At 65.4% G+C, this 22338-nt stretch carries 15 protein-coding genes; 8 read left to right on the top strand and 7 right to left on the bottom strand.

Annotation, left to right across the window (positions count from 1 at the left end):
- Positions 1-19 precede the first annotated feature (19 nt).
- Positions 20-5974 carry an autotransporter domain-containing protein gene (locus tag AC1DB0_RS15335; RefSeq protein WP_476757238.1) on the top strand — a complete coding sequence of 1985 codons (5955 nt, stop codon included), beginning with the start codon at positions 20-22 and terminating at the stop codon, positions 5972-5974.
- A 51-nt stretch (positions 5975-6025) separates the two neighbouring features.
- Here AC1DB0_RS15335 and AC1DB0_RS15330 read toward each other — a convergent pair whose 3' ends face one another.
- Both AC1DB0_RS15330 and AC1DB0_RS15325 read right to left on the bottom strand, forming a co-directional pair.
- Positions 6026-7594, bottom strand: coding sequence for a sulfatase-like hydrolase/transferase (locus AC1DB0_RS15330; protein ID WP_476757237.1), 1569 nt, complete (start codon positions 7592-7594; stop codon positions 6026-6028).
- 11 nt (positions 7595-7605) lie between these two features.
- A complete protein-coding gene (locus AC1DB0_RS15325; RefSeq protein WP_342066710.1) occupies positions 7606-8580 on the bottom strand; it encodes a Bug family tripartite tricarboxylate transporter substrate binding protein in 975 nt (324 codons plus the stop codon).
- Between the two features lie 178 nt (positions 8581-8758).
- Between AC1DB0_RS15325 and AC1DB0_RS15320 the strand changes: the two genes are divergently transcribed.
- From AC1DB0_RS15320 to AC1DB0_RS15295, 6 genes are all read left to right on the top strand, one after another.
- Positions 8759-9289 carry a MarR family winged helix-turn-helix transcriptional regulator gene (locus AC1DB0_RS15320; RefSeq protein WP_346550706.1) on the top strand — a complete coding sequence of 177 codons (531 nt, stop codon included), beginning with the start codon at positions 8759-8761 and terminating at the stop codon, positions 9287-9289.
- Between the two features lie 275 nt (positions 9290-9564).
- Positions 9565-11649, top strand: coding sequence for a TonB-dependent siderophore receptor (locus AC1DB0_RS15315; protein WP_476758706.1), 2085 nt, complete (start codon positions 9565-9567; stop codon positions 11647-11649).
- Positions 11650-11833: 184 nt separating this feature from the next.
- Positions 11834-12823, top strand: coding sequence for a 2-keto-3-deoxygluconate permease (locus AC1DB0_RS15310; RefSeq protein WP_054426746.1), 990 nt, complete (start codon positions 11834-11836; stop codon positions 12821-12823).
- Positions 12820-14037: a D-threonate kinase gene (gene dtnK / locus AC1DB0_RS15305; RefSeq protein WP_447578253.1), complete on the top strand. Its 1218-nt coding sequence runs from the start codon at positions 12820-12822 to the stop codon at positions 14035-14037. Before AC1DB0_RS15310 ends, dtnK begins: the two co-directional genes overlap by 4 nt.
- The gene (gene pdxA, locus AC1DB0_RS15300; RefSeq protein ID WP_054426552.1) at positions 14034-15086 is read left to right on the top strand and encodes a 4-hydroxythreonine-4-phosphate dehydrogenase PdxA; all 1053 of its coding nucleotides are present in this window, start codon (positions 14034-14036) and stop codon (positions 15084-15086) included. Before dtnK ends, pdxA begins: the two co-directional genes overlap by 4 nt.
- A gap of 5 nt (positions 15087-15091) precedes the next feature.
- Positions 15092-16000: a GntR family transcriptional regulator gene (locus tag AC1DB0_RS15295; RefSeq protein WP_054426553.1), complete on the top strand. Its 909-nt coding sequence runs from the start codon at positions 15092-15094 to the stop codon at positions 15998-16000.
- Between the two features lie 10 nt (positions 16001-16010).
- On the opposite strand, the gene AC1DB0_RS15290 is transcribed toward AC1DB0_RS15295, so the two are convergent.
- From AC1DB0_RS15290 to AC1DB0_RS15270, 5 genes are read right to left on the bottom strand one after another with little or no spacing between them, the layout of a single operon-like run.
- Positions 16011-17567, bottom strand: coding sequence for a class I adenylate-forming enzyme family protein (locus tag AC1DB0_RS15290; protein WP_476757236.1), 1557 nt, complete (start codon positions 17565-17567; stop codon positions 16011-16013).
- A gap of 9 nt (positions 17568-17576) precedes the next feature.
- A complete protein-coding gene (locus AC1DB0_RS15285) occupies positions 17577-18311 on the bottom strand; it encodes a CoA-transferase subunit beta (RefSeq protein WP_175171390.1) in 735 nt (244 codons plus the stop codon).
- A complete protein-coding gene (locus AC1DB0_RS15280; protein WP_054426556.1) occupies positions 18304-19137 on the bottom strand; it encodes a CoA transferase subunit A in 834 nt (277 codons plus the stop codon). The genes AC1DB0_RS15285 and AC1DB0_RS15280 overlap by 8 nt, the downstream gene beginning before the upstream one ends.
- 30 nt (positions 19138-19167) lie before the next feature.
- Positions 19168-19890 carry an enoyl-CoA hydratase/isomerase family protein gene (locus AC1DB0_RS15275; RefSeq protein WP_447982167.1) on the bottom strand — a complete coding sequence of 241 codons (723 nt, stop codon included), beginning with the start codon at positions 19888-19890 and terminating at the stop codon, positions 19168-19170.
- On the bottom strand, positions 19887-21056 hold the full coding sequence (locus tag AC1DB0_RS15270; RefSeq protein WP_441371492.1) for a CaiB/BaiF CoA transferase family protein: 1170 nt from the start codon (positions 21054-21056) through the stop codon (positions 19887-19889). Before AC1DB0_RS15270 ends, AC1DB0_RS15275 begins: the two co-directional genes overlap by 4 nt.
- A gap of 312 nt (positions 21057-21368) precedes the next feature.
- Between AC1DB0_RS15270 and AC1DB0_RS15265 the strand changes: the two genes are divergently transcribed.
- On the top strand, positions 21369-22334 hold the full coding sequence (locus tag AC1DB0_RS15265) for a Bug family tripartite tricarboxylate transporter substrate binding protein (protein ID WP_054426559.1): 966 nt from the start codon (positions 21369-21371) through the stop codon (positions 22332-22334).
- Positions 22335-22338: the final 4 nt, after the last annotated feature.

The raw sequence follows: 22338 nt of genomic DNA, 5'->3' as shown, positions 1-22338 counted from the left end.
CGAATTCGGAAAGGGAAGAATGAAAAATAAGAATGTAGAGACTCGCAATCGCGGAAACGGGCCGCGATTGCTCCCCCTGGCAGCAGCGTTGATTGCCGCGTTTTCCGTGCTGCATGGGGCAGCGCCTGCTCATGCGCAATCGATTGTGGTGACGGGCGACGTCTCGCCGGGAATGCCCAGCCCTACAGCAACGAATTGGGTCGTGGACGGCGGTCTGTTCGTCGGCATGAACGGCGTCGGCACCATGCGCATCTCGAATGGCGCTACGGTATCCAGCGACAGTGGACATCTTGGTTCTTTTCCATCCGGTAATGCGACAGTAGACGTGTCAGGACTAGGTTCGACCTGGGCGAACGCTGGTGTTCTTTCAGTTGGGGTGATGGGGACGGCATCGCTCACCGTACAGGACGGCGGAACGGTTTCCGCCAGATCGGTCCTTGTCGGAGGAGCCACGCCGGGTTACCAGAGCCGCGGGGCATTGCGGGTGTCAGGGAGCGGATCGCAACTCCTTAGCGGCGGCATATACATTGGTGGAGACCTGCCCGCCAACATACGCATAGAAGATGGCGGCGCCGTCAACAGTGCCTCCAGCACTCTGGGCTCCTCGCGCAACGAGGTTGGTATCGCCACAGTCACCGGTGAGAACTCTAGTTGGTCACTGTCCGGAACCCTCCATGTAGGCCTATCTGGTGCCGGCACCCTGATCCTGGAAAAAGGCGGTAGGGTCGACGCGAACAGTATTTCCCTAGCTTCGAACAACAGCGCGGCTGGAACGCTTAATTTGTTCGGCGACGCCTTGCACGGACGTGGAGTCCTTGCCACAGGGCAACTCATGAAGGGATCTGGCCTTGCCTCCCTGAATCTAAACGGTGGCATCCTCGAAGCCACCGAACAACAGCACAATTATTTCTACGGTTTCGACTCCCTAGCGGTCGGTGCTGAAGGCGCTTGGTTCAACACCAACGGTCATGACATCGCCTTTGGCACCCGCTTGTCATCCGCCACGCAAAGCAGCTTGAACAAGCTTGGGGCGGGGACGCTGAGCCTGCGCGGCGACAGCTCGGGTTTCCTGGGCGATACGAACGTGGAAGCGGGTACGCTCCTGCTCGCAGGAGGCAAGCTCGCCAGCGTCAACGGCTACATCGGCACGCGCAGCGGGAAGTCGGGTTCTGTGATGATGGTCGACCCGACATCGAGTTGGATTAACACAGGGGAACTTGTCGTCGGGCAAGAGACAGGCAGCGAGGGCGCCGTCACGCTTAGGAACAGGGGCAGTCTTACGGTGGGCGGTGGCGCCGGCACGGTGACCTTGGCGCGTGCGGCAAACTCCGTGGCGAACCTCAATATCGGCGCGGACGCCACGCAAGCCAACGCCGCTACGGGCGCAGGCAGACTCGAGGCTGCCAACGTCGTGTTCGGTGCGGGCCGCGGTTCACTGAATTTCAACCACGAGGACCTGAATTTCGATTTCGGAGCATCGCTGAGCAGTCTGGGCTCGGGCACTCACCAATTGAATCAATACGCAGGCCATACCCGGTTGACGGGTGATAGCTCGGCCTTCCAAGGGCTAACGTCGGTCCATGGCGGCGTCTTGACCGTGTCCAGCGCGCTAGGCGGGTCCGCAGCCGTCATGGGGGGCCGCATGCAAGTGGACGGTCGGTTCAACGGCCCCGTTTCTGTCGCACAAAGCGGCTTGCTAACGGGGCACGGCACGATCTCCGGCAATGTCGATCTAATCGGCGGCGAATTATCCGGCGTGCAGGGACAGACGTTGAAAATCGCCGGCGATTTGGTCATGGATCCCTCCAGCCGCGTCAACGTCCAGCTCGGCGGGACGGCGGCCAACACGCTTTTCGATGTCCAAGGCAACCTGGCCTTGAATGGAACGCTCAACCTGGAAAGTCCCGGCGGATTTGGCTCCGGTGTGTACCGCCTGTTCAACTACGGCGGCACACTCAGCGGCAATGGATTGACGATTGGCAACGTTCCCTTTGGACTAGACGCTCGGAAGCTCTCGGTCCAGACGGCAATCGGCGGCCAAGTCAACCTTGCCTCGACTAACGACGCTAATGTCGTCTACTGGGACGGCGGGGATACGTCCAAGCACGACAACGGCGTGATCGATGGGGGCTCTGGTAGCTGGGGGCTCGGTGGCCGAAACTGGACCAACGCCGATGGCACGGTAAACGGTTTCTTGCCTTCAGACCCCGTATTTGTGGTGTTCCAGGGCGCTGCCGGATACGTATGGAGCAACAGCTTCGACGACGACTTCGGCATGGCTGGCATGCAGATCGCCACTGATGGCTATCACATCCAGGGTATCCCTATTGCCCTGAAGGGCAAGGGAGGCGAAACGATTATTCGCGTTGGCACTGGACTGGCCGACAGTGCAAATACAACGGGTACCATCAGCGCGACGCTGATCGGCGCCAGCAAACTGGTCAAATCGGATTTCGGCACGCTGGTGCTGACGGCGTACAACCGCTACACCGGCGACACGGAAATTCGCGGCGGCGTATTGTCCGTGAACCTGGACGCCAATCTGGGCGAAGGCGGTGGAATCATATTGAATGGCGGCACGCTGCGAACAACAGAGAGCATCCAAAGCAACCGCAGCGTCATCGTGGCCAAAGCAAGCAGCATTGATGTCCCAGATCTTTACGACTGGACGGTCTTCAGGGGCAACGTTTCCGGCCCCGCAGATCTGACCAAACTCGGAGCGGGAACGCTCGAGCTGGCCGGGACAAACAGCTATGGCAACACACGCGTGGAGGCCGGCACGCTGATTGGCAATACGGCGTCAATTCGTGGGAACGTGCTGAACAACAGCATGGTCCGCTTCGATCAACTCGTCGACGCCAGCTTTGCCGGCCAGATCACAGGCATGGGCACGATGACCAAGCAGGGCATAGGGACGCTGACACTCAATGGAGCCAGCAGCCCGCGTTGGGATGTGCTTGCGGGCACGCTGGTGAGCAGCGCGAATCGCTATGCAAGCGATTCATTCATCAACGGGAACAGCACATTGCGACTGGACGACGCATCAAGCGCAACCTACGCAGGGCTGATGTGGGGAGGCGGCACCTTCGTCAAAACAGGCGCGGGCCGTCTGCAACTGACCAATGATAATCCTGCCTTTTTCGGCAAGACGCTGGTCAATGAGGGCACGCTTTGGATTTCCGGCACACATGGCGGCGATATCATTGCGACCCACGCCAACCTGCAAGTTGACGGTCTGCATGAAAGCTCCGCGACCATTCTCGGTGGCACGTTGTCCGGATCAGGCAAGATCGCAGGGCCCACCCAGATCCAAGGCGGTATTCTCGCTGGCGAACAAGGGCAGACGCTGAAACTGAGCGGCGGATTGACTTTGGACAGCGCCAGTCAGGTCAATGTCGCGTTAGGCAAAGCGCCGACAGCCGCCCTTTTCGATGTTGGAAGCAACCTGACCCTGAACGGCACGCTCAACATCAAGGACCAGGGCGGCTTTGGCGTTGGTATTTACCGGCTGTTCGATTACCAGGGGATGTTGACCGGCAACGGACTAACAATAGGAACCACGCCGTCCGGCATCGCTTCCGCCGATCTTTCCATCCAGACCGCAGTCCCCGGCCAGGTCAATCTGGCCTCGACGGGCGGTGCGACCCTGGCCTTCTGGGATGGCGGCAATGTCTTGCTGCACGACAACGGACAGGTCAACGGCGGCGTTGGCGTATGGAGCGTCGGCGGCCGCAACTGGACGGATGCCAATGGCGCCGTCAACGGTCCCTTGCAGCCGGCTCCCACCTTCGCCGTGTTCCAAGGCGCCGCAGGCACGGTCACCGTCGATGACTCTGCCGGCCCAATCGGCGTGACCGGCATGCAGATCGCCAGCAACGGCTACCGCATCCAGGGCGCCCCCATCGCGCTGCAAGGCGCGGGCGGTGAAAGCATCATCCGCGTGGGCACAGGTGCAGCGGACAGCGCCGGCATAACCGGCACCATCGCGTCAACGTTGACCGGCGCGGGCAAATTGGTGAAAGCGGACTATGGCACGCTGGTACTGGCCGGCGACAACCGCTACAACGGCGGCACCGAAATCCGGTCGGGCATCTTGTCGATATCGTCCGATGCAAATCTGGGCGCGGCCGGGGGTGGCCTGGAATTGAACGGCGGCACCCTGGCCACTATCGCAAGCTTCGTCACGGGCCGCGCCATCAACGTCACCCAGGACAGCGGTATCGACGTGTCGGCCGCCACGTCGCTCGGACTGACCGGCAGCCTTTCGGGCAACGCCAGCCTGACCAAGCGTGGAGCAGGTACGTTGGTGTTTTCGGGCGACGGCAGCGCCTATACCGGACGCACCGTGGTCCAGTCGGGCGCGCTGAACGTCGCTGCGCAGAGCGTGCTTGCTGGCCCCGTCACCGTCGCCAATGGCGCCGTGCTGCAAGGCGCGGGGCAGGTGGGAACGACCACGTTGGAAAGCGGCGCAATACTTGCCCCAGGCCACATCAACGGCGCGCTGCGCGTCGCGGGTGACCTGGCGTTCATGCCTGGCTCGCTGTTTCAGGTGTCGGCCAACCCGGACTCGTCCTCCAGCGCGCGTGTCACGGTCAGCGGCACGGCCAGCCTGGCGGGATCTGTGGTGCACGTCGGCCCCGACGGCGGTTTCGGCACCACGCGCCAATACACCATCCTGACCGCCGATTCGGTGCAGGGGCAATTCAGCTCGGTCAGCTCCAACTATGCCTATGTGACTCCCGAGCTACGCTACGGCACCCAAGATGTCACGCTGCAACTGGAACGCAAGCAAGCGTCCGTCGACCCGGGCGTCCCGACACGTCCTATCTCGTTTGCCGACAAGGCCCAAAATTCCAACCAGCGCGCCGTGGCCAACGCTTTGGACAGCCTGCCAGCCGGCAATGCATTGCACGAGTACATTCTGACCCTGCCAGAAGGCACGCCCCCGGACGCGTTTAACAGTCTGTCGGGCGAAGCGCATGCCAGCGTAACGTCGGGCCTGGTCAACGCCGGGGCCACAACACGCACGCTGCCCCTGTCGCATCTGCGTGCCAATCTGGGCGCTGGAATGCGCCCAGGCGCGCCCACTGCGCAGGCTGGCGGCGATCTGCTTGCCTCGTCCTTGCCCACTTCCAATGCCCAGCCTGCATGGGCCGAACTGGTGGGCAACTGGCAGACCCAGCAAGGCAATGGCAACGCGGCCCAGCTCAAGCAACACACCGGTGGCGTTTTCGTCGGCGCAGACCATGCCGTGGGCGGCGGCTGGCGTCTGGGCGGCGCGTTGGGCTACACCGACGGCAAGATCCGCGTCGATGACCGCTCATCCAAGGCGGATGTCTCCAGCTACAGCGCCGCGCTCTATGGCGGAAAATCGTTCCAGGCTGGCGCAGGCAAGCTGAACCTGATGGCGGGTGCGTCCTACACCTGGCACGACATCGGCACCGAGCGCCGTGTCGCCATCGCAGGCACGCAGCAGGAGCTGACCGCTGATTACGGAGCCAGCACGACGCAGCTGTTCACGGAACTGGGTTACGCGATGCCGCTATCGGAACGCGCCAGCATCGAGCCCTTTGCGGGCCTGGCCTGGAGCGATTTGCGCAGCCGCGCCTTTGCGGAGTCGGGCGGCCTGGCTGCACTGCGCGGCCAAAGCAGCAGCGACAAACAGACCAGCAGCACCTTGGGCGTACGCGCGCAAACGGACTTCACGCTCGGCCAAGCCGAAGGCCGTCTGCAAGCCACCCTGGGATGGCGCCATGCCTTTGGGGATGTCGTCCCGCAGTCGACGATGGCGTTTGACGGCGGGCAGGCCTTTACCGTCGCCGGCACGCCCATCGCTCGCAACGCGGCACTGGCCGAACTGGGCGTGGATGTCGCTGTATCGCGCTCGGCCACGCTGGGCCTGAACTACAGCGGCCAGTATGGCGGCGGCAATCGTGAGCACGCGGGCGCGCTCAGCGTGCGCTGGCGCTACTGATCCAGCGACACGAAGCGGCGGCTCCGGATTTCTCTTGAGCCGCCCCTGCCCCTACCACTGCCCGAAAAACACCCCCGCCCGCTTGTGCGCGTTCGTGGCTTTTTCAATGGCTTCGTCGCTGATGGTGGTTCGGCGTTTGCCGCGCAGCATCCAGTCCAGCAGGCGTTCGCGCAATGCTGCGCGGACGTCTGCATGCGCGCTGCTTCTGCCCAGGTCCTGGAACTCGTCGGGGTCGGCGTGCAAATCAAAAAGCTGTTCGGGTTCGTCCAGCCAATGCACGTAGCGCCAGCGGTCGGTGCGCACTGACCATGCGCGTGCGTTCTGCGGCGTTTTGCCGCGCAGGATGCGCGCTTGGCGGAAGCTGTAGTCCAGCTCCGAAAACACGCAGTCGCGCCAGGGCGTGGCGGCATCCCGGCCGTGCAGCAGCGTTTGCAGTTCGCGGCCTTCCAGCCGATGCGCAGGCCCCAGTGTGCCTAATGCGCGCAGCACGGTTGGCACGACGTCCACGCTTTCGACCATGTCGTCCAGCGCCTGGCCGCGCGTGGCGTTGGCGGCGGTGGACGGGTCCATCACGATGAACGGCACGCGTTGCACGGTGTCGTAGAACAGTTCCTTTTCGCCCAGCCAGTGGTCGCCCAGGAAGTCGCCGTGATCGGCCGTGAAGACGATCAGCGTGTTCTGCATCAGGCCCGCGCCTTCCATGTAGTCGAACAGACGGCCAAGGTGATCGTCCAGTTGCCGGATCAAGCCTTGATACGCAGGGCGCACGACGCGCACGCATTCGTCCGTGGAAAAGCTGATGCTTTCTTCCTGCTGCCGATAGGCGGCCACAACGGGATGCGCGTCACGCAGCTCTTCCTGGTTGCGCCGCACCGGCAGGCATTGATCGGCGGTGTAGCGCTGGTGGTAGGGCGCAGGCGCCATGTAAGGCCAGTGCGGCTTCACGTAGCTTAAGTGCAGCACCCAGGGCTGGCTGCCGCGGCGCTTCATGAAATCCAGCGCCTGGTCCGTCATGTAGGCGGTTTCGGAATGCGGCTCGGCCACTCGGGACGGCAGATGCACGTTGCGCATGTTCCAGCCGCTGACGACCTGGCCGCTGGCGTCCACGCCCGCGATGACGTAGTCGGTCCAGGGGTCTGCGCTGTCGTAACCGTGGCGGCGCAAGAAGGCGGGGTAGCCGCTTTCCTGACCGGGGGTGTGGTGGCCGTCGTAGCGGTCCAGTTCGGTGAAACCGCCCTGGCTGAGCAACACGCCCAGCTCCGACGCGCCATCGATGGCCAGGCGTTCCATGCCGGCGCGGTCAGGGATGATGTGGGTTTTGCCAGCCAGGGCCAATTCCCGCCCCTGCCCCGCCAGGTACTCGCCCAGCGTGATCTCGTTGACGGACAGCGGCACGCGGTTCCACGTTGCGCCATGACGCGACGGATAGCGGCCGGTGTAGTAGCTCATGCGTGACGGCCCGCACACGCCGGAATTCACGAAGGCGCGATCAAAGCGCACGCCGCGCGCGGCCAGCGCGTCCAGGCTGGGGGTCTGCAAGTACGGATGGCCATAACAGCTGAGGTGGTCGGCACGCAGCTGGTCGGCCATGATGAACAAGACATTTTGTACAGTGCTCATTGCGGCGCCCCTTATTGTGTGGCCGTGAAGCCGGAGGCCCGCACCACGGGTTCCCACTGCTTGCGGTAGGCGGCCAGCGCGTCAGCGGTGGCGGCGGCGTCCAGCGACACCGGCTCCAGGAACACGCCGCGCACGGCCTCCTGCATGGCGGGTTCGCGCAGGATGGCGGCAATGTCGGCGCCCAAGCGGTCGATCTTTGCTTGCGGCATTGCTGCCGGGGCGAAGAAGGCGTTCCAGCCGTCTGCGGCCAGATCCACGCCACTTTCCTTGAAGGTGGGCACGTCTTTCAGATCAGCGTCGCGCGTGTCGCCGGAGGTTGCCAGGATGCGGATCTTGCCCGCGCGGTGTTGCGGCAGCAGCGTGTCCAGCGTGTCGATGCCTTGCGGCAGGATGCCGCCGATCAGTTCCGAGATCAGCGGGGCCGAGCCGCGGTAGCCAATCACTTCTGGCTCCTGCTTGATTTCACGGCCCAGCATCAGCGCGAAAAAGTGCGGCAAGCTGCCGGTGGCCGGCACGCCGACGGTGAACTGTTTGGGGTTGGCGCGCAGCCACTGGCGCAATGCCGGCACATCTTGAATCGGCGAACTGGCCGGCACAGCCAAGGCGAACTTGTAGCGGCTGGCCAGCGACACGGGTTTGAAGTCCTGTTGAGCGTCGTAGCCCGGTTGCGCATACACCAGCGGCGCCACCACCATGACCGCCGGGTTGGCCAGCATCAGCACATTCTGATTGGCGGGCGCGGCGTGCAGGCCCTGCGCCGCGATGCGGCCGCCCGCGCCCGTCTTGTTCTCGACCACGACGGGCACGCCGACCCGGTCTTTCAGACGGTCAGCAACCAGCCGCGCAATGCGGTCGGAACTGCCGCCCGGCGGATAGCCAACCACGATGGTCAGCGCGCCGTCCAGCGCCGGTTGCTGCGCACCGGCCAGCGGCGCCAGCCCCGTCAACGCGGTCGCCGCCAGGGCGCTCGCCATCCATTTCCGCATCGTCTTCTCCTGGAGACAGTGGCCTGCTGTCGGTTATGGTTATTGATGCCTGGCCGATACCCAAATAAGCAAATTGAATGTAGCAACGGGGCCATTGCTTGATCTAATCCAGCACTATCCATAACGATATGAAGAACGCGATGCGCGCTACACGCCATCCGACCCGGAAAGAGACGCCATGCCTGAATTGCCCGCCCCCGCGCCCGACCCCCGCCATCTGGCCGACATGCTGATGTACCGGCTGTACCAGGCCTGGTCGCAGTCCAATCCTGTTTTTGTGCGGCTGTGCGAAGGGCGCTTTGGCATCACGCGGCGCGAATGGCGCATCCTGGCCTGTGCCGTGGAAGGCGGCATCATGAATTCGGCCGAACTGGCCGCGGCCGCCAAGCTGGACCTGGCCCGCACCTCGCGCACCTTGGGCGCGCTGTGCGAAAAAGGCTGGCTGCGCCGCTTGCACGACAGCGCTGACCGGCGCGTGGTGCGCGTCGAAGCCACCGTCGAAGGCCTGGCCCGCTATCACGCCCTGCTGCCGGAAGTTGCGGGCTTGAATGACCTGCTGGTGCAAGACCTGAGCGATAGCGAAATCGCGGTCTTGCGTGACCTGTTGGGCCGCATCGAACAACGCGGCCGACGCATGGCGGAAGACAACATCGTGTCGGAAAAAGCCAGCCGCCGCGAAGGCGGCACGCGGCGGGCGCAGTACGCCTGAGGCGACGGTTGTCGCGTGCGGCCAACAACGCGATCATTGGCCCATCGCCACAAAGAACTGCGCCAAACCCCTGAAAAATAGGCCTATTTTTCTATCTGCCCTGCCCGCCAACGTGCCTTGCAGGGCTTTTTTACATCTGCGTTGGGCGCAAATGCCGGTGGTCCCATAAACATTAATTAATAATAATTATCGTTGCTATTCCTATATGTAATCGGCGGCCGACGGGCCGCGAGGGGACTCTCTTGAAACGCCACCTAGTCCATGCCGCCCACCGGGTGCGGCCTCAACCGCTATTGCCCATCGCCGCCGCGCTGGCGGCCTGCTTAAGCGCGGCCACGCATGCCCAGACGGCCGAACCCACCACCGTCCTGCCCGCGGTGCAGGTGACCGGCACGGGTGAAACCGCGACGGGGCCGGTTGATGGCTACGTCGCCACGCGCAGCGCCACCGGCACCAAGACCGATACGCCGCTATCGGAAACGCCGCAGGCCATCACCGTGATTCCGCGTGACCAGATCGTGGACMAGGGTTCGCAGAACGTGCAGGACGCCATGAACTACGCGGCCGGCGTGCGCCCTAACGCGTATGGCGTGGACAACCGCGGCGACTATGTGCGCATCCGTGGCGTGGAGCCCGCCCAGTACCTGGACGGCCTGCGCCAGTACTTCAACTACAACAACCCGCGCACCGAGATCTACGGCATGGAACGCGTGGAAGTGCTGCGCGGCCCGTCGTCCATGCTGTACGGACAGGGCAGCACCGGCGGCATCGTGAACCTGGTCAGCAAGCGCCCGCAGGCCGAAGCCCAACGCGAGATCGGCGTGGTGCTGGGCAACGACCACCGCCGCGAAATCCAGGCCGACCTGACCGGCCCGGTGACGGAAGACGGCCAATGGCTGTACCGCGTGGTGGCGGTGGGCCGGGACAGCGACACGCAAGTGCAGCACGCCCCCGACGACCGCCTGATGCTGGCGCCGTCCCTGACGTGGCGCCCCAGCGCCGCCACGTCGCTGACGTTGCAGGCCTTGTGGCAAAAGGACAAGGCCGGCACGACGCAATCGTTCCTGCCCTGGAGCGGTTCGGTACAAGAGAACCCCAACGGCCGCATTCCCACCCGCCGCTTCGTCAGCGAACCGGGTTGGGACGCCTACGACACTGAACAGTTCAGCGTGGGCTGGCTGTTCGAACACCAGTTCAACGACACCTGGAAATTCCGCCAGAACTTCCGCAACACGGTCAGCCGCGTCGACTATCAATCGCTGTACCCGAACGTGTATGGCGAGCGCCGCGGCAATTCCTATATCGACCCGGACCAAACCACCACCGACCGCTTCTTCTACGTCAACAAGCCGCGCATGCGCACGCTGCTGGCCGACCAGAACATCGAAGGCAAACTGAACTGGGGCCGCACCGAACACACCGTGATCGTCGGCATGGACTATTCGCATTACCGCGAAACCAGCCAGACGGCCAGCGGCCTGGGCGCGCCGCTGAACCTGTACCACCCCGTGTACGGCAACATCCCGGAATACGAGCTGTCAGACACCCCCAAGCAAAAGCAGCAGCAACTGGGCTTTTACGCGCAGGACCAGATCAAGTTCGACAAGAACTGGATCTTCCTGGCGGGCATCCGCCGCGACCGCGCCGACAACCGCATCGATGGCCAGGACAAGGAAACCGATTACGCCACCACGAAGCGCTTCGGCCTGATGTACGCGGCCGACAACGGCTGGTCGCCGTACCTGAGCTACAGCGAATCATTCACGCCGATCGCCGGATCGAACTTCTACAACCAGCGCTACAAGCCGATGCGCGGCAAGCAGGTCGAGGCCGGCATCAAGTACATGCCGAAGGACGCCGACATCGAATTCACCGCCGCCGCCTACGACCTGCGGGAAAAGAACCGGCAGACGAACGACCCCGAAAACCCCAACAACCAGCTCCAGGCCGGCAAGACGCGCACGCGCGGGGTGGAACTGGAACTGCGCGGCCGCGCCACCAAAGACGTGGACGTGATCGCCAACTACATCTACACCGACCCGGACCCGCAGCTGGAAGGCCTGCCCAAACACATGGCGTCGTTGTGGGGCAAGTACCGCTTCGCACTGGCCGGCCAGCCCGGCTTTGCCGTGGGCGCGGGCGTGCGCTACCTGAGCGCATTCCGCGATGGCGGCGCGCCGCAAACGCCCGCCGTCACCTTGTTTGACGCCATGGTCAGCTACGACAACGGGCCGTGGCGCTATGCGCTGAACGTCAACAACATTGCCGACCGGACGTACGAAGTGGTTTGCCTGGATCGGGGCGACTGTTTCTACGGCGCGCGCCGCACGGTGATGCTGAGCGGGGCCTACCGCTTCTAGGCGGCATCGCGCACTCCAGGACGGGTTAACCTGTACGTACAGCTAGTACGTACAGGTGTACACTACGCGTTTTCAACCCCCACTGACAGACGCGTCAACGAACGTCTGCAACCCACCAGAACCGTCCTGGAGACTTACGCAAGTGTCGACCGCTGCCTCTTCCCGTTCGCCTTTTTTTGGCACCATGCAGAAAATCCCTGGTGGATTGATGCTTGTGCCGCTGATCCTGGGTTCCCTGATCGGCACCTTCGCCCCTGATGCGCTGGCCATCGGCGGCTTCACCACCGCCCTCTTCAAGAACAGCGCCCTGCCGCTGATCGCCCTGCTGATCTTCGCGACCGGCACGCAAGTCAACACCCGCACCGGCGGCCCCATCCTGGCTACCGCCGGCACCATTCTGTTGATGAAGACGCTGGTACCCGCCACGCTGATCATCATTCTGGGCAGCTACGTCGGCCTGGACGGCGTGCTGGGCGTGTCGATCCTGGCCATGCTGGCCGCGTTCGACAACAGCAACGGCGGCCTGTGGCTGGCCTATACCGGCCAGTACGGCGACGCCCGCGACCGTGGCGCCTATGTCGCCAGCGCGGTCAACGATGGCCCCTTCTTCAGCCTGCTGTTCCTGGGCGCGTCGGGCCTGGCCGATATTCCGATGATTGCCCTGGTGGCGGCCCTGGTGCCGTTCCTGCTGGGCGTCGTGGTCGGCAACCTGGACCCGAAGTGGCGCGACGTGCTCAAGCCCGTGCCGAACATCGTCATCCCGTTCTTCGCCTTTGCGCTGGGCACCGGCATCAACCTGGGCGCGGTCGTCAGCGGCGGCATGAGCGGCCTGATCCTGGGCCTGATCATCAGCCCCATCACCGGCGGCCTGGTCTACCTGGGCTATCGTATGATCCTGCGCCGTGGCGGCAAGAGCGGCCTGGGTTTTGCAGCGGGCACGACGGCCGGTAACGCCATCGCCACGCCCGCCGTGGTGGCGGCAGCCGACCCGAACTTCCAGCAGTACGTCGCGACCGCCACCGCGCAGGTCGCCGCGTGCGTGCTGATCAGCTCGATCCTGGCGCCGATTTTGGCTTCGTACTTCCTGAAGCGCGCGGGTGAACTCAAGTCCGAAGATGCGGACACAACCAGCGGCACGCCCACCTTGGGCGAGGCGCGCGGAGAGGCGCTTTGACTCCCACCATCGCCATCGTCGCTGATGATCTGACCGGTTCCGGTGACACCGCGGTGCAGTTTGTGCGCGCCGGCTGGAGCACGCACCTGTCCATCGGCGGCGCCGACGAAGCGTTGTCCGGCCCGGCGACGGCCGGGGTCGAAGTGCTGGCCGTCACCACCAACAGCCGTGCCCTGCCCGCCGCCGACGCCGCCCGCGTCATCCAGCAAAACGTGCAGCAGCTGCGCGCGGCCGGCGTGTCGCGCCTGTACAAGAAGGTGGACTCCACCTTGCGCGGCGCGTTCAAGGCCGAGATCGATGCGGCGCGCGAGGCCTGGGGCCCGAACACGGTGGCGGTGATCTGCCCCGCGTTCCCGGCCACCGGCCGCACCGTCGAGCAAGGCATTCTCTACGTGAACGGCAAGCCGGTCACCGAGACCTCGGCGGCAACCGACCCCGTCACGCCCGTGACCGAAAGCCATATCCCCACGCTGCTGGGCTGCGCCCACGTGGCCGCGCAAGACGGCGATACGCCGGAAACGCTGGCCCAGCGCATCCGCCAGGCCGGCAACACCGTGGTGGTGGACGCCGCCTCGGACGCTGACCTGGAGCGTCTGGCGCGCGCCATCGGCCTGCTGGGCGAACACGCGCTGCCCGTAGGCGCGGGCGGCCTGGCCGTGCCGCTGGCCCGCGTGTGGGCGGGTGCGGATCAGACGGCGCCCGTCGTGGTCGTCGTCACGTCGCAGCACAGCGCGGCGCGTGCACAAGCGGCCGCGCTGCAAGCGTCGGGCGCCGACACCTGGACGCCGTCGCTGGCGCAACTGGCCGACGACGCCGCGTGGCAGGCCTGGAGCCAGCCGCTGCTGCAATCGCACGCGCAAGCCCCCGCCGAGGCGGGCACGGTGCTGCTGCTGGCGCCCGAAGGCCAACTCGACGGCCTGGATTCTGAAAAAGTCGCTGACAGGCTGGGCAGCCTGGCGGCGCAATTGATCACCACCTCGCGAGCCGCGGGCGTGGTCGCCACCGGTGGCGACGGCGCACGCAGCGTGCTGGTGGCGCTGGCCGCGCGCGGCATTGCGCTGGTGGATGAAGTGATGGGCGGCGTGCCTTTGGGCACGCTGACCGGGGGCACGGCCGCGGGCCTGCCCGTGGTGACCAAGGCCGGCGGCTTTGGCACCGAAGACGTACTGGTTCGCGCAGTGCGCGCGATCCGCGACAGGAGATTCAAGCGATGACACAACCCCAACCCAACAAGCTGCCTTTGCTGGCCGTCACCCTGGGCGACGTGGCGGGCATCGGGCCGGAAATCACGGCCAAGATGCTGATGGGCCACGACGAACTGCGCCAGAAGGCCCGCCTGCTGGTGGTCGGCGACGTGGACGTCATGGTCAACGCCGTGCGCAGCCTGGGCGGCGACCCCGCCATTGTGAAAAAGCTGGACCGTCCGGCTGACTGCACCAACACGCCCGGCACGATTGAAGTGCTGCAAGCCGGCCCGTCGCTGGCCCACGTCAAGCTGGGTGAAATCAGCGCCGATGCAGGCGACGGTTCGGTCCGTTTCGTGACCACAGCTTGCGCCCTGGCCCGCGCCGGTGAAGTCGACGGCATCGTCACCGCGCCGCTGAACAAGGCGGCCATGCACGCCGCTGGCCACAAGTGGCCCGGCCATACCGAACTGCTGGCCCACGAGTTCGGCGTCAAGACCTTCTCGCTGGTGCTGTCGGCCGGCGACCTCTACATCTTCCACGCCACCACCCACGTGTCGCTGCGCCAGGCCATCGAAGACCTGACGCCCGTGCGCATGCGCGCGGTGCTGCGCCTGGCGGGTTCGTTCGCCAAGGCGCTGGGCCGTGGCGACCAGCCGGTTGCCGTGTCGGGCCTGAACCCGCACGCCGGCGAAAACGGCATCTTCGGCAGCGAAGACGCCGACATCCTGGCGCCCGCCGTGGCCGAAGCCAACGCGGCCGGCATCCTGGCCGCCGGCCCCATTCCGGCCGACGCGCTGTTCCCGCAAGCCGTGCGCGGCAAATGGCAGTTCGTGATCGCCTGTTACCACGACCAAGGCCACGCGCCCTTCAAGGCCGTGTACGGCGACGACGGCGTCAACATCACGGTCGGCCTGCCGGTTGTGCGCGTGTCCGTGGACCACGGCACCGCCTTCGACATCGCCGGCAAGGGCATTGCCCGCGAAGACAGCCTGATTCTGGCCGCCGAGCGCGCCGCGCATCTGGCCCCGGGCTGGACGCATGTGTGGGAAACTGCGCGGGCACAAACCGGAGGTTGATTTCCATGGCGCCCGCCACGCACGACGCATTGCCCGTTCTTGATCGCTCCGGCGATATCCCGCTGCACGCGCAGGTGGCCACCCTGCTGCGCGGCGTCATCCGAACGAACAAGCTCGCGGCGGGCGCCGTGCTGCCCAGCGAAGCCGCGCTGTGCGAACGCTTTGGCGTGGCGCGCAGCGTGGTGCGCCAGGCCCTGGCGGCGCTGGCCGCCGAAGGCCTGATCCAGCGCGAAACCGGCCGCCCCGCCACCGTGGCGGCGCCGCAAGAGCATCGCCGTCTGGTGCAGCGGTCTACCGGCCTGTACGAACAATTCGCCCAATCGGGCGTGGCTCTGCAAACCCGCGTGCTGGCCTTTGCACGCGCCGAGCCGCCCGCAGACGTGGCGGCATTCTTCGGCACGAATAAGTTATTGATGCTGGAACGGCTGCGCCATGTGGCCGATGCGCCCTTGGCCTACGTGCGCACCTGGCTGCCCGCTGACGCGGTGCCGGGCCTGCGCGCCGATGATCTGGCGGATGCATCGCTGCATGGTGTGCTGACCCGCCGTTTTGGTCTGCGCCCTGGCGCGGGCCGCAATCAGATTCGCGCCGTGGCCGCTGACGCCACGCTGGCGGAATTGCTGGATACCCAAACCGGCACGCCCTTGCTGATGCTGCAAGGCCAGGGCATGGACCAGCACGACCGGCCGCTGGAATGGTTCACGACCTGGCACCGCGCCGAACAGCTGGTGTTCGATGTGGACGTCAGCATGGGCCACGAAAGCGTGCATCCGCGTTTGCAGGATGCGCCTGCCGCCACCTCGGAAACATCCGCCGTGGCGGCACCGGATGCCGACGCAGACCCGTTGGCCCGCGCCGAAGCGCTGGTGGCGGAACTGTCAGCCGAACTGGCCCGACTGCGGCGCGCCTCCTGATTCGCTTTGCTCAAGCGCTGGCCGCCGCCTTCACCTGCTGCGCCAGCGCCTTGCGATCCACCTTGCCCACGGCATTCTCCGGCAGGCGTTCAACCCAAAGCACATCGCGCGGCACATAGATGCGGCCTAGTCCGGCCAGCACACTGGCCTGGATCTGCGCGCCTTCTTCATCCCGGCCCGCAGCGCCCCCCGTCGCACCTTCTAATGCATCGCCCTTGCGCTGCACGAAGATCACCGGCACTTCGCCCAAGTCTTCGTCGGGCGCGCCCACCACGCAGCATGCAGCGACAAAGGGCAACCCGGTGACCACGCCTTCGATCAGCGCGGGCGACAAGTTCTCGCCGCCCCGGATGATCACGTCCTTGATGCGGCCGGTAATGCTCAGGTATCCGTCATCGTCAAAGCGCCCAAGGTCGCCCGTGCGCAGCAATTGCAGCGCGCCATCCTCACCGTTGTCTACGCCCAGATAGCCCAGCATCAGGCTGTCGCCCGCGATGCAGATTTCGCCTTCGCCACCGCGAGCGGCTTCGGTGCCATCGGGCAGGCGCAGCGTGACGCTTTGCCCCGCCAGCACCGTCCCAACCGTCCCGACACGGCGCGCCGCAGGCGGGTTCATGGTTGACGTGCAGGTCGCTTCCGACAAGCCGTAGGACACCACCAGCGGGCAACCCAGAAAGGCTTCGATGCGCCGATGCAGCGCCTCGGTGATGGGCGCGGACCCACAGCGGGCAAAGCGCAGGCCCGACAAGCTTTGCGCATCGAACGCCAATTCCAGCATGCGCGCATACATGGTCGGCACGCCGGTGATGATGGTGGGCGCAAACGCGCGCAGCAGCCCTGGCATGTCGTCGGCGCGAAAGCGCCCCGCCAACGCCACGCTTGCGCCCGCCAGCAGCGGCGCGAAAATTTGATTGTTCAGCGCATTGGTGTGATGCAGCGGCATCACGTGCAGCAAGCGGTCGGCCGGCGTCAGGGCCGTATGCGCCAGCACGCCACGCGCATTGTTCGCCAGGCCCCGATGGCTCAGCAACACGCCCTTGGGGTTGCCCGTGCTGCCGGAGGTAAACAGCAGCAGACCCGGGGCGTCAGGGGCCAGTTCCGCACCCAAACCCGCACCCGACTCCCACCCCATCCCCGCTTCGCCATCGACGCGCTCCTGCGCCACGCGTGCCGCATCAAGCAGCCGTGCCGAAGCCATTCCGCTCGCCTGCGCCGTGGCCGTGTTGGCGTCGTCGTGCACCATCCACGTGAGCCCCACCGCCGTCACCCGGCGCGCGGTTTCTTCAACCGATAGCCGGGGCTCCAACGGGCAAGGGCACGCCCCCGCCACCATCACGCCCAGAATCGTCAGCACCTGATCGAGCGACCGCTCCATCGCAATGGCCACGTAGCTGCTGGGCGCGACGCCCGCGGCTCGCAAGCCCGCGGCGATTTGCCCGACCCGGCGGTGCAAGCCGGCATACGTCAGCGTCTCGTCCGCCGTCACGATGGCGGGGCGCGCCGCCCATTCGGGCTGACGCCATGCGCGCGAAAACGCCGCCACCAGCGTGGCATCGGCAATCGTCATGGCGGTCTCCTAGCGCAGCGCGACAGCGGCGTCGCGTTCGAACTGCCCGTCCGCGTCCAGCTCGCGCAACGCGCGGGCTTCGGCAGCGGTGGGCGGTTCCGATGGCGCGGCGCCCGTGGCGTCGAACTCAAAGCCCGTGCGCTCGCGCACTTCCGACAGGCTGGACTCCGGATGCCACGATTGCAGCGCCAAGCGCCCGTCGCGCTTCACGAACACGGCGATCGGCGTCACCACCCCATGGAACCCGCCCCACGACGTCATGAAGTCCAGCTTCGGCACGAAGGTGCGGCGCGAATGTTCCGTGCGCCACGTGCAGGCGCGACGGGCGGTGGGCAGCATCACCGCGCCGCCACCGCCGCCCGGCAAGCGCACCTTGGGTGCATGCCAGTCGCCAATGCAGGAGTTGTTCGCGCAGCCCGCGCCATCGATCTGCGCCGCGCCCAGAAAGGTCAGGTCCATGCGGCCGCGCGTGCACAGGTCGTAGAAGTCTTCGTTGGAAAAGATCGACGCCGTGTGCTCGGCCAGCACCGGATCAGAGCTTGAAATGGGAATGTGCGAAGGGCGCGGGTTCACGCCGCCCGCCACGTTGATGTAGACGAAGTCCCAGTCGTAGGCGCGCTTGGCCAGCAGGCACGCCAACATCGGCATGGTGGAATTCACGCCGCTGAAGGTGATTTCATCCGGGCGGATGAAGCGCGCCAGGTTCGTGACGATGTACGAAAAAGCCGACCATTGCTCAGCCATGATTGCCCCCTTGCGCTTCCGGTGCGGCCGCCAGATGCGCCGCCAGATCGCTGTTCTTGTCCATGTAGGATTCCACCGCCGGATAGTCGATGGCGTAGTCGGGCCAGCACGAACCCGGCCACGCACTGCCCGGCGCCACCGCGTAGGCCTGCACCATGAAGTACGGCACCAGCGTGGACTCCGGCTGCGCTTCGAACACGGCGCTGTCCACCACCTTCTCGGCCACCACCAGCACGCTGCCCGCCGCGCGCGACATGATGCGGTCCCAATGCGCCGTGCCGTGCACGCGCACATTGCCCAGCGCATCCACTTCGGACGCCTGGATCACGGCGAAGTCCGGGCGGATGGCCGGCACCACATACGTCTTTTGTCCGCTGCCATACGGGTCGTCCAGGCACGCCCAGCCATTCAATTCCGGCAAGCCGCTGCCGTGCAGGCCGCCGCAAGGCTGAAACGGCACGCCGAAGGCCGCCGCCCGCAGCCCCGCCGTCAGGCTGGCGCAGGCGTGTTCTTCCAGTTCGATTTCATGCCGTTCCACGGCGCGCCGATACCACGGCGCCAAACCGAAGTTGCCTTCCATGGCGACGATGCCTGCGCGCACGCGGCGCAACACGCCCGCGCGGCACAGGATGTCTACGTCGTAACCCGGCGACTGCTTGATCAATTCCAGATCGCGCTTGCCCTGGCGAATCAGTTCACGCACGAACGCGAACGGCCCGCGATGCAGAAAGCTGCCGCCCAGCGCAATCGAGGCGCCGTTGGGCACCAACGCCGCCAGTTCCGCCACCGAGCACTGCTTGTTCTTTTGATTGAAACCCGAAGCCATTGTCTTCCTCCCTGCTGTTTGTTCTTGGCGTTAGCGCGCTTGCAGATAGGCGGCCACGCGGTCTTTCAAACCGGGCGCGGCAGCGGACCGCACCAGCCGCGCCAGATCGGCGTCCGGCGATTCCTGCGACAGCGCGGCATACAACTGCGCACGGCTGGCGTCCGTCAACGCGGCCGCGGTGTCGGCCGCCTGCTGCTCGATCTCCGCCCATTCCTGCGCCACGGCCAGCCGCGTGGCGAAGCCGTCGCGCAAAGCTTCTTCCGCGCTAAAGGTCGCCGCTTGCTCCAGCACCGCGCGCGCGCGCTCGGCGCCCACCAGCGCGGCAAAGCGGCGCGTGCCCAGCACCAATCCAAACTTCAGGCCCGGCATGCGGAACGTAGCGTCCGGTGCGCTGACGCGCCATTTGCAGGCGCCAAACAGATCCACGCCTGCGCCAAAATTACGGCCATGCGCCAGCGCCACCGTCAGGCAGGGTGAGCCCGCCAGACGTTGCAGCAAGGTTTCGATGCGCACGAAGCGCAGCAACAGATCACCTTCGCTTTGCGTTTGCCAATCGCCAAAATCAAACCCCGCGCTGAAGTTCTTGCCTTCGCCCTTCAGCACGATCAGCTTGGCGCCTTGCGCTTCGGCATCGTCCAGCGCCGAGATCAGCGCTTCCACCAAATCGGCAGACAGCGCGTTCATTTTTTCAGCGCGCGCCAGGGTCAGCACATGGCGCGCGTCTTGCTTGTCGATACGCAGAACGGCGCTCATGCCTGGCCTCCCTGCTTGGCGGCGCGCAATGCGCCCAGCACTTCGTCGTTGTGCTCGCCCAGCGCAGGCGGACGCAGCCGCAGCGCCGTCGTCTGGCCGTCAAAGCGCACGGGCAGGCCGAAGGTGCGGGTCTGCACGCCGTTGGGCAATTCCACTGGCTGCACCCAGCCCATGTGTTCGACTTGCGGGTCGGCCAGCACTTCGGAATACGTGTTGATGGGCGCGCACGGCACGCCTGCCGCGCGAAAGCGCGACAACCAGGTCTGGGCATCATCGCCGGCGAAGATCGCTTCCAGAATTTCCCGCAGCGCCGTCTGGTTGCGCGCACGTGCGCTGGTGTCGGTAAAGCGCGGGTCAGCCAGCAGGTCTTCACGGCCCACCGTGACGCACACGGCCTTCCACAAGGCCTGATTGCCCGCGGCCATGCCGAAGTAACCGCCCTGGCAGCGAAACGCCTGATACGGCGCATTGCGCGGATGCGCGGAACCCAGCTTGACGGGGTCTTTGCCGCTGCCGAAGAACTCTGACGTTTGCAACGCGGCGATGCCCAGCGTGGCGCCCAACATCGGCACGTCGATATGCGTGCCCTGCCCGCTAGCCTGCGCCGCGCGCAAGGCCGAGGCAATGGCGAACGCGCCATACAGGCCCGCTGAAAAATCCGCCACCGGCACGCCGCATTTGACGGGTTCACCGCCGGCTTCGCCCGTCACGCTCATGATGCCGCTCATGGCCTGGATGGTCAGGTCGAAACCGCCTTCCTGCGAGCGCGGGCCGGATTGGCCGTACGCCGAGATCGAGCAGTACACGAGCTTGGGATTGGCTTCGCGCAATTGCGCATAGCCCAGGCCCAGACGGTCCATCACGCCGGGGCGGTTGTTTTCGATCAGCACGTCCACGGTTTGCGCCAGCTCGCGCGCCAGCGCCAGGTCGGCCGGGTCTTTCAGGTTCAGCGTCACCGACTTCTTGTTGCGGTTCAGCGACGCGAAGTTCTCGCTATAGCCATCGGAAATGGGCGGCCAGCTACGCAGCGTGTCGCCGCCTTCCGGGTTTTCAACCTTGATCACGTCGGCGCCCATATCCGCCAACAACATGCCGCAAAACGGTCCCGCCGCGACATTGCAAATTTCCAGCACGGTGATGCCGGTAAGTGCCGAACTGGGTGTCATGTCTGACCTCTCGTTATGAAAATTCAATATTTGGGATGCGAAAAATATTATAAGAGCGCGGCTTTCAGGATGGCATCATGCCCGGCGAGCGGTGGGCCGCCGTGTCTTGCACCGCGTGAATCCTAGTGCAATCCCTAGGTGCCGCGCTTAATTGTTGACCAGCATATCACCGTGTGGAATTCTAGGTAAACCATTTATTGGAATTCGAGTCCTATATTTTAGGATTTATAAAAACGGACCGCAGCCAAGCAAACGCCCGCCAACGCGGCGCCGGCTCGCGCATGACGGCCCGATCACACCAAGGAGACTTTCATGAAGCAGACGTGGCGCATTGCCCTCGCGGGCGCCGTCCTGGCGCTGGCCGCCGGACCCGTATCGGCGCAAGCCTGGCCCGCCAAACCCGTACGCATGGTGGTGCCGTTCCCGCCGGGCGGGGCCACGGATGCCGCGGCCCGCATCTACGCGCAACACCTGGGCGACTTCCTGGGCCAAGGCGTTGTCGTTGAAAACAAGGCGGGCGCGGGCGGTGAGATCGGCGCCGAATACGTGGCCAAGTCTGCGCCCGACGGCTACACGCTGTTGATGGGCGCGGTGGGCAGCCATGCCATCCACGCCGCCATGCCAGACAAGCCCGGCTATGACTTCGCCACCGCGTTCGTGGGCGTTTCCATGGCCACCAGCATGCCCATGGCCGTGGCCGTCAACAGCAAGGTGCCGGCCAACAACGTGCAGGAACTGATTGCGCTGGCCAAGAGCAAACCCGGCACGATCACGTTCGGGTCTGCCGGCCCCGGCACCTCGCAACACATGGCGGGCGAGCTGTTCCAGGTGGTGACGGGCACCAAGCTCATGCACGTGCCGTATCGCGGCAGCGGCCCTGCCATCACCGACTTGCTGGGCGGCCAGATCGATATGGTGATCGAGACCCTGCCCGCGCTGCTGCCGCAAGTGGCCAGCGGCAAGATCCGGCTGTTGGGCGTCACCACCGCCACCCGCGCCACGGCGCTGCCTGATCTGCCCACGCTGATGGAGCAAGGCGTGAAAGACTATTCCGTCGCCACCGCCTACGCGCTGCTGGCACCGGCCGGCACGCCGCCCGCGGTGGTCGACAAATTGTCGGCCGGCATGCAGAAGGCCGCCGCGATGGCGTCGGTGCAGCAGGCCGCGCTGAAGCTGGGCGCGGATGCCGTGGCCACCTCCCCCGCTGACACCAGCCGCGTGCTGAAGCAGGAAGTGGCGCGCTGGGGCGATGTGGTGCGGATGTCGGCGGCGAAATGACGAC

Source organism: Achromobacter sp. 10T422, assembly GCF_056394065.1.
The sequence above is the reverse complement of the archived record's forward strand: the minus strand, read 5'-3'. Positions and strand labels throughout refer to the sequence as shown.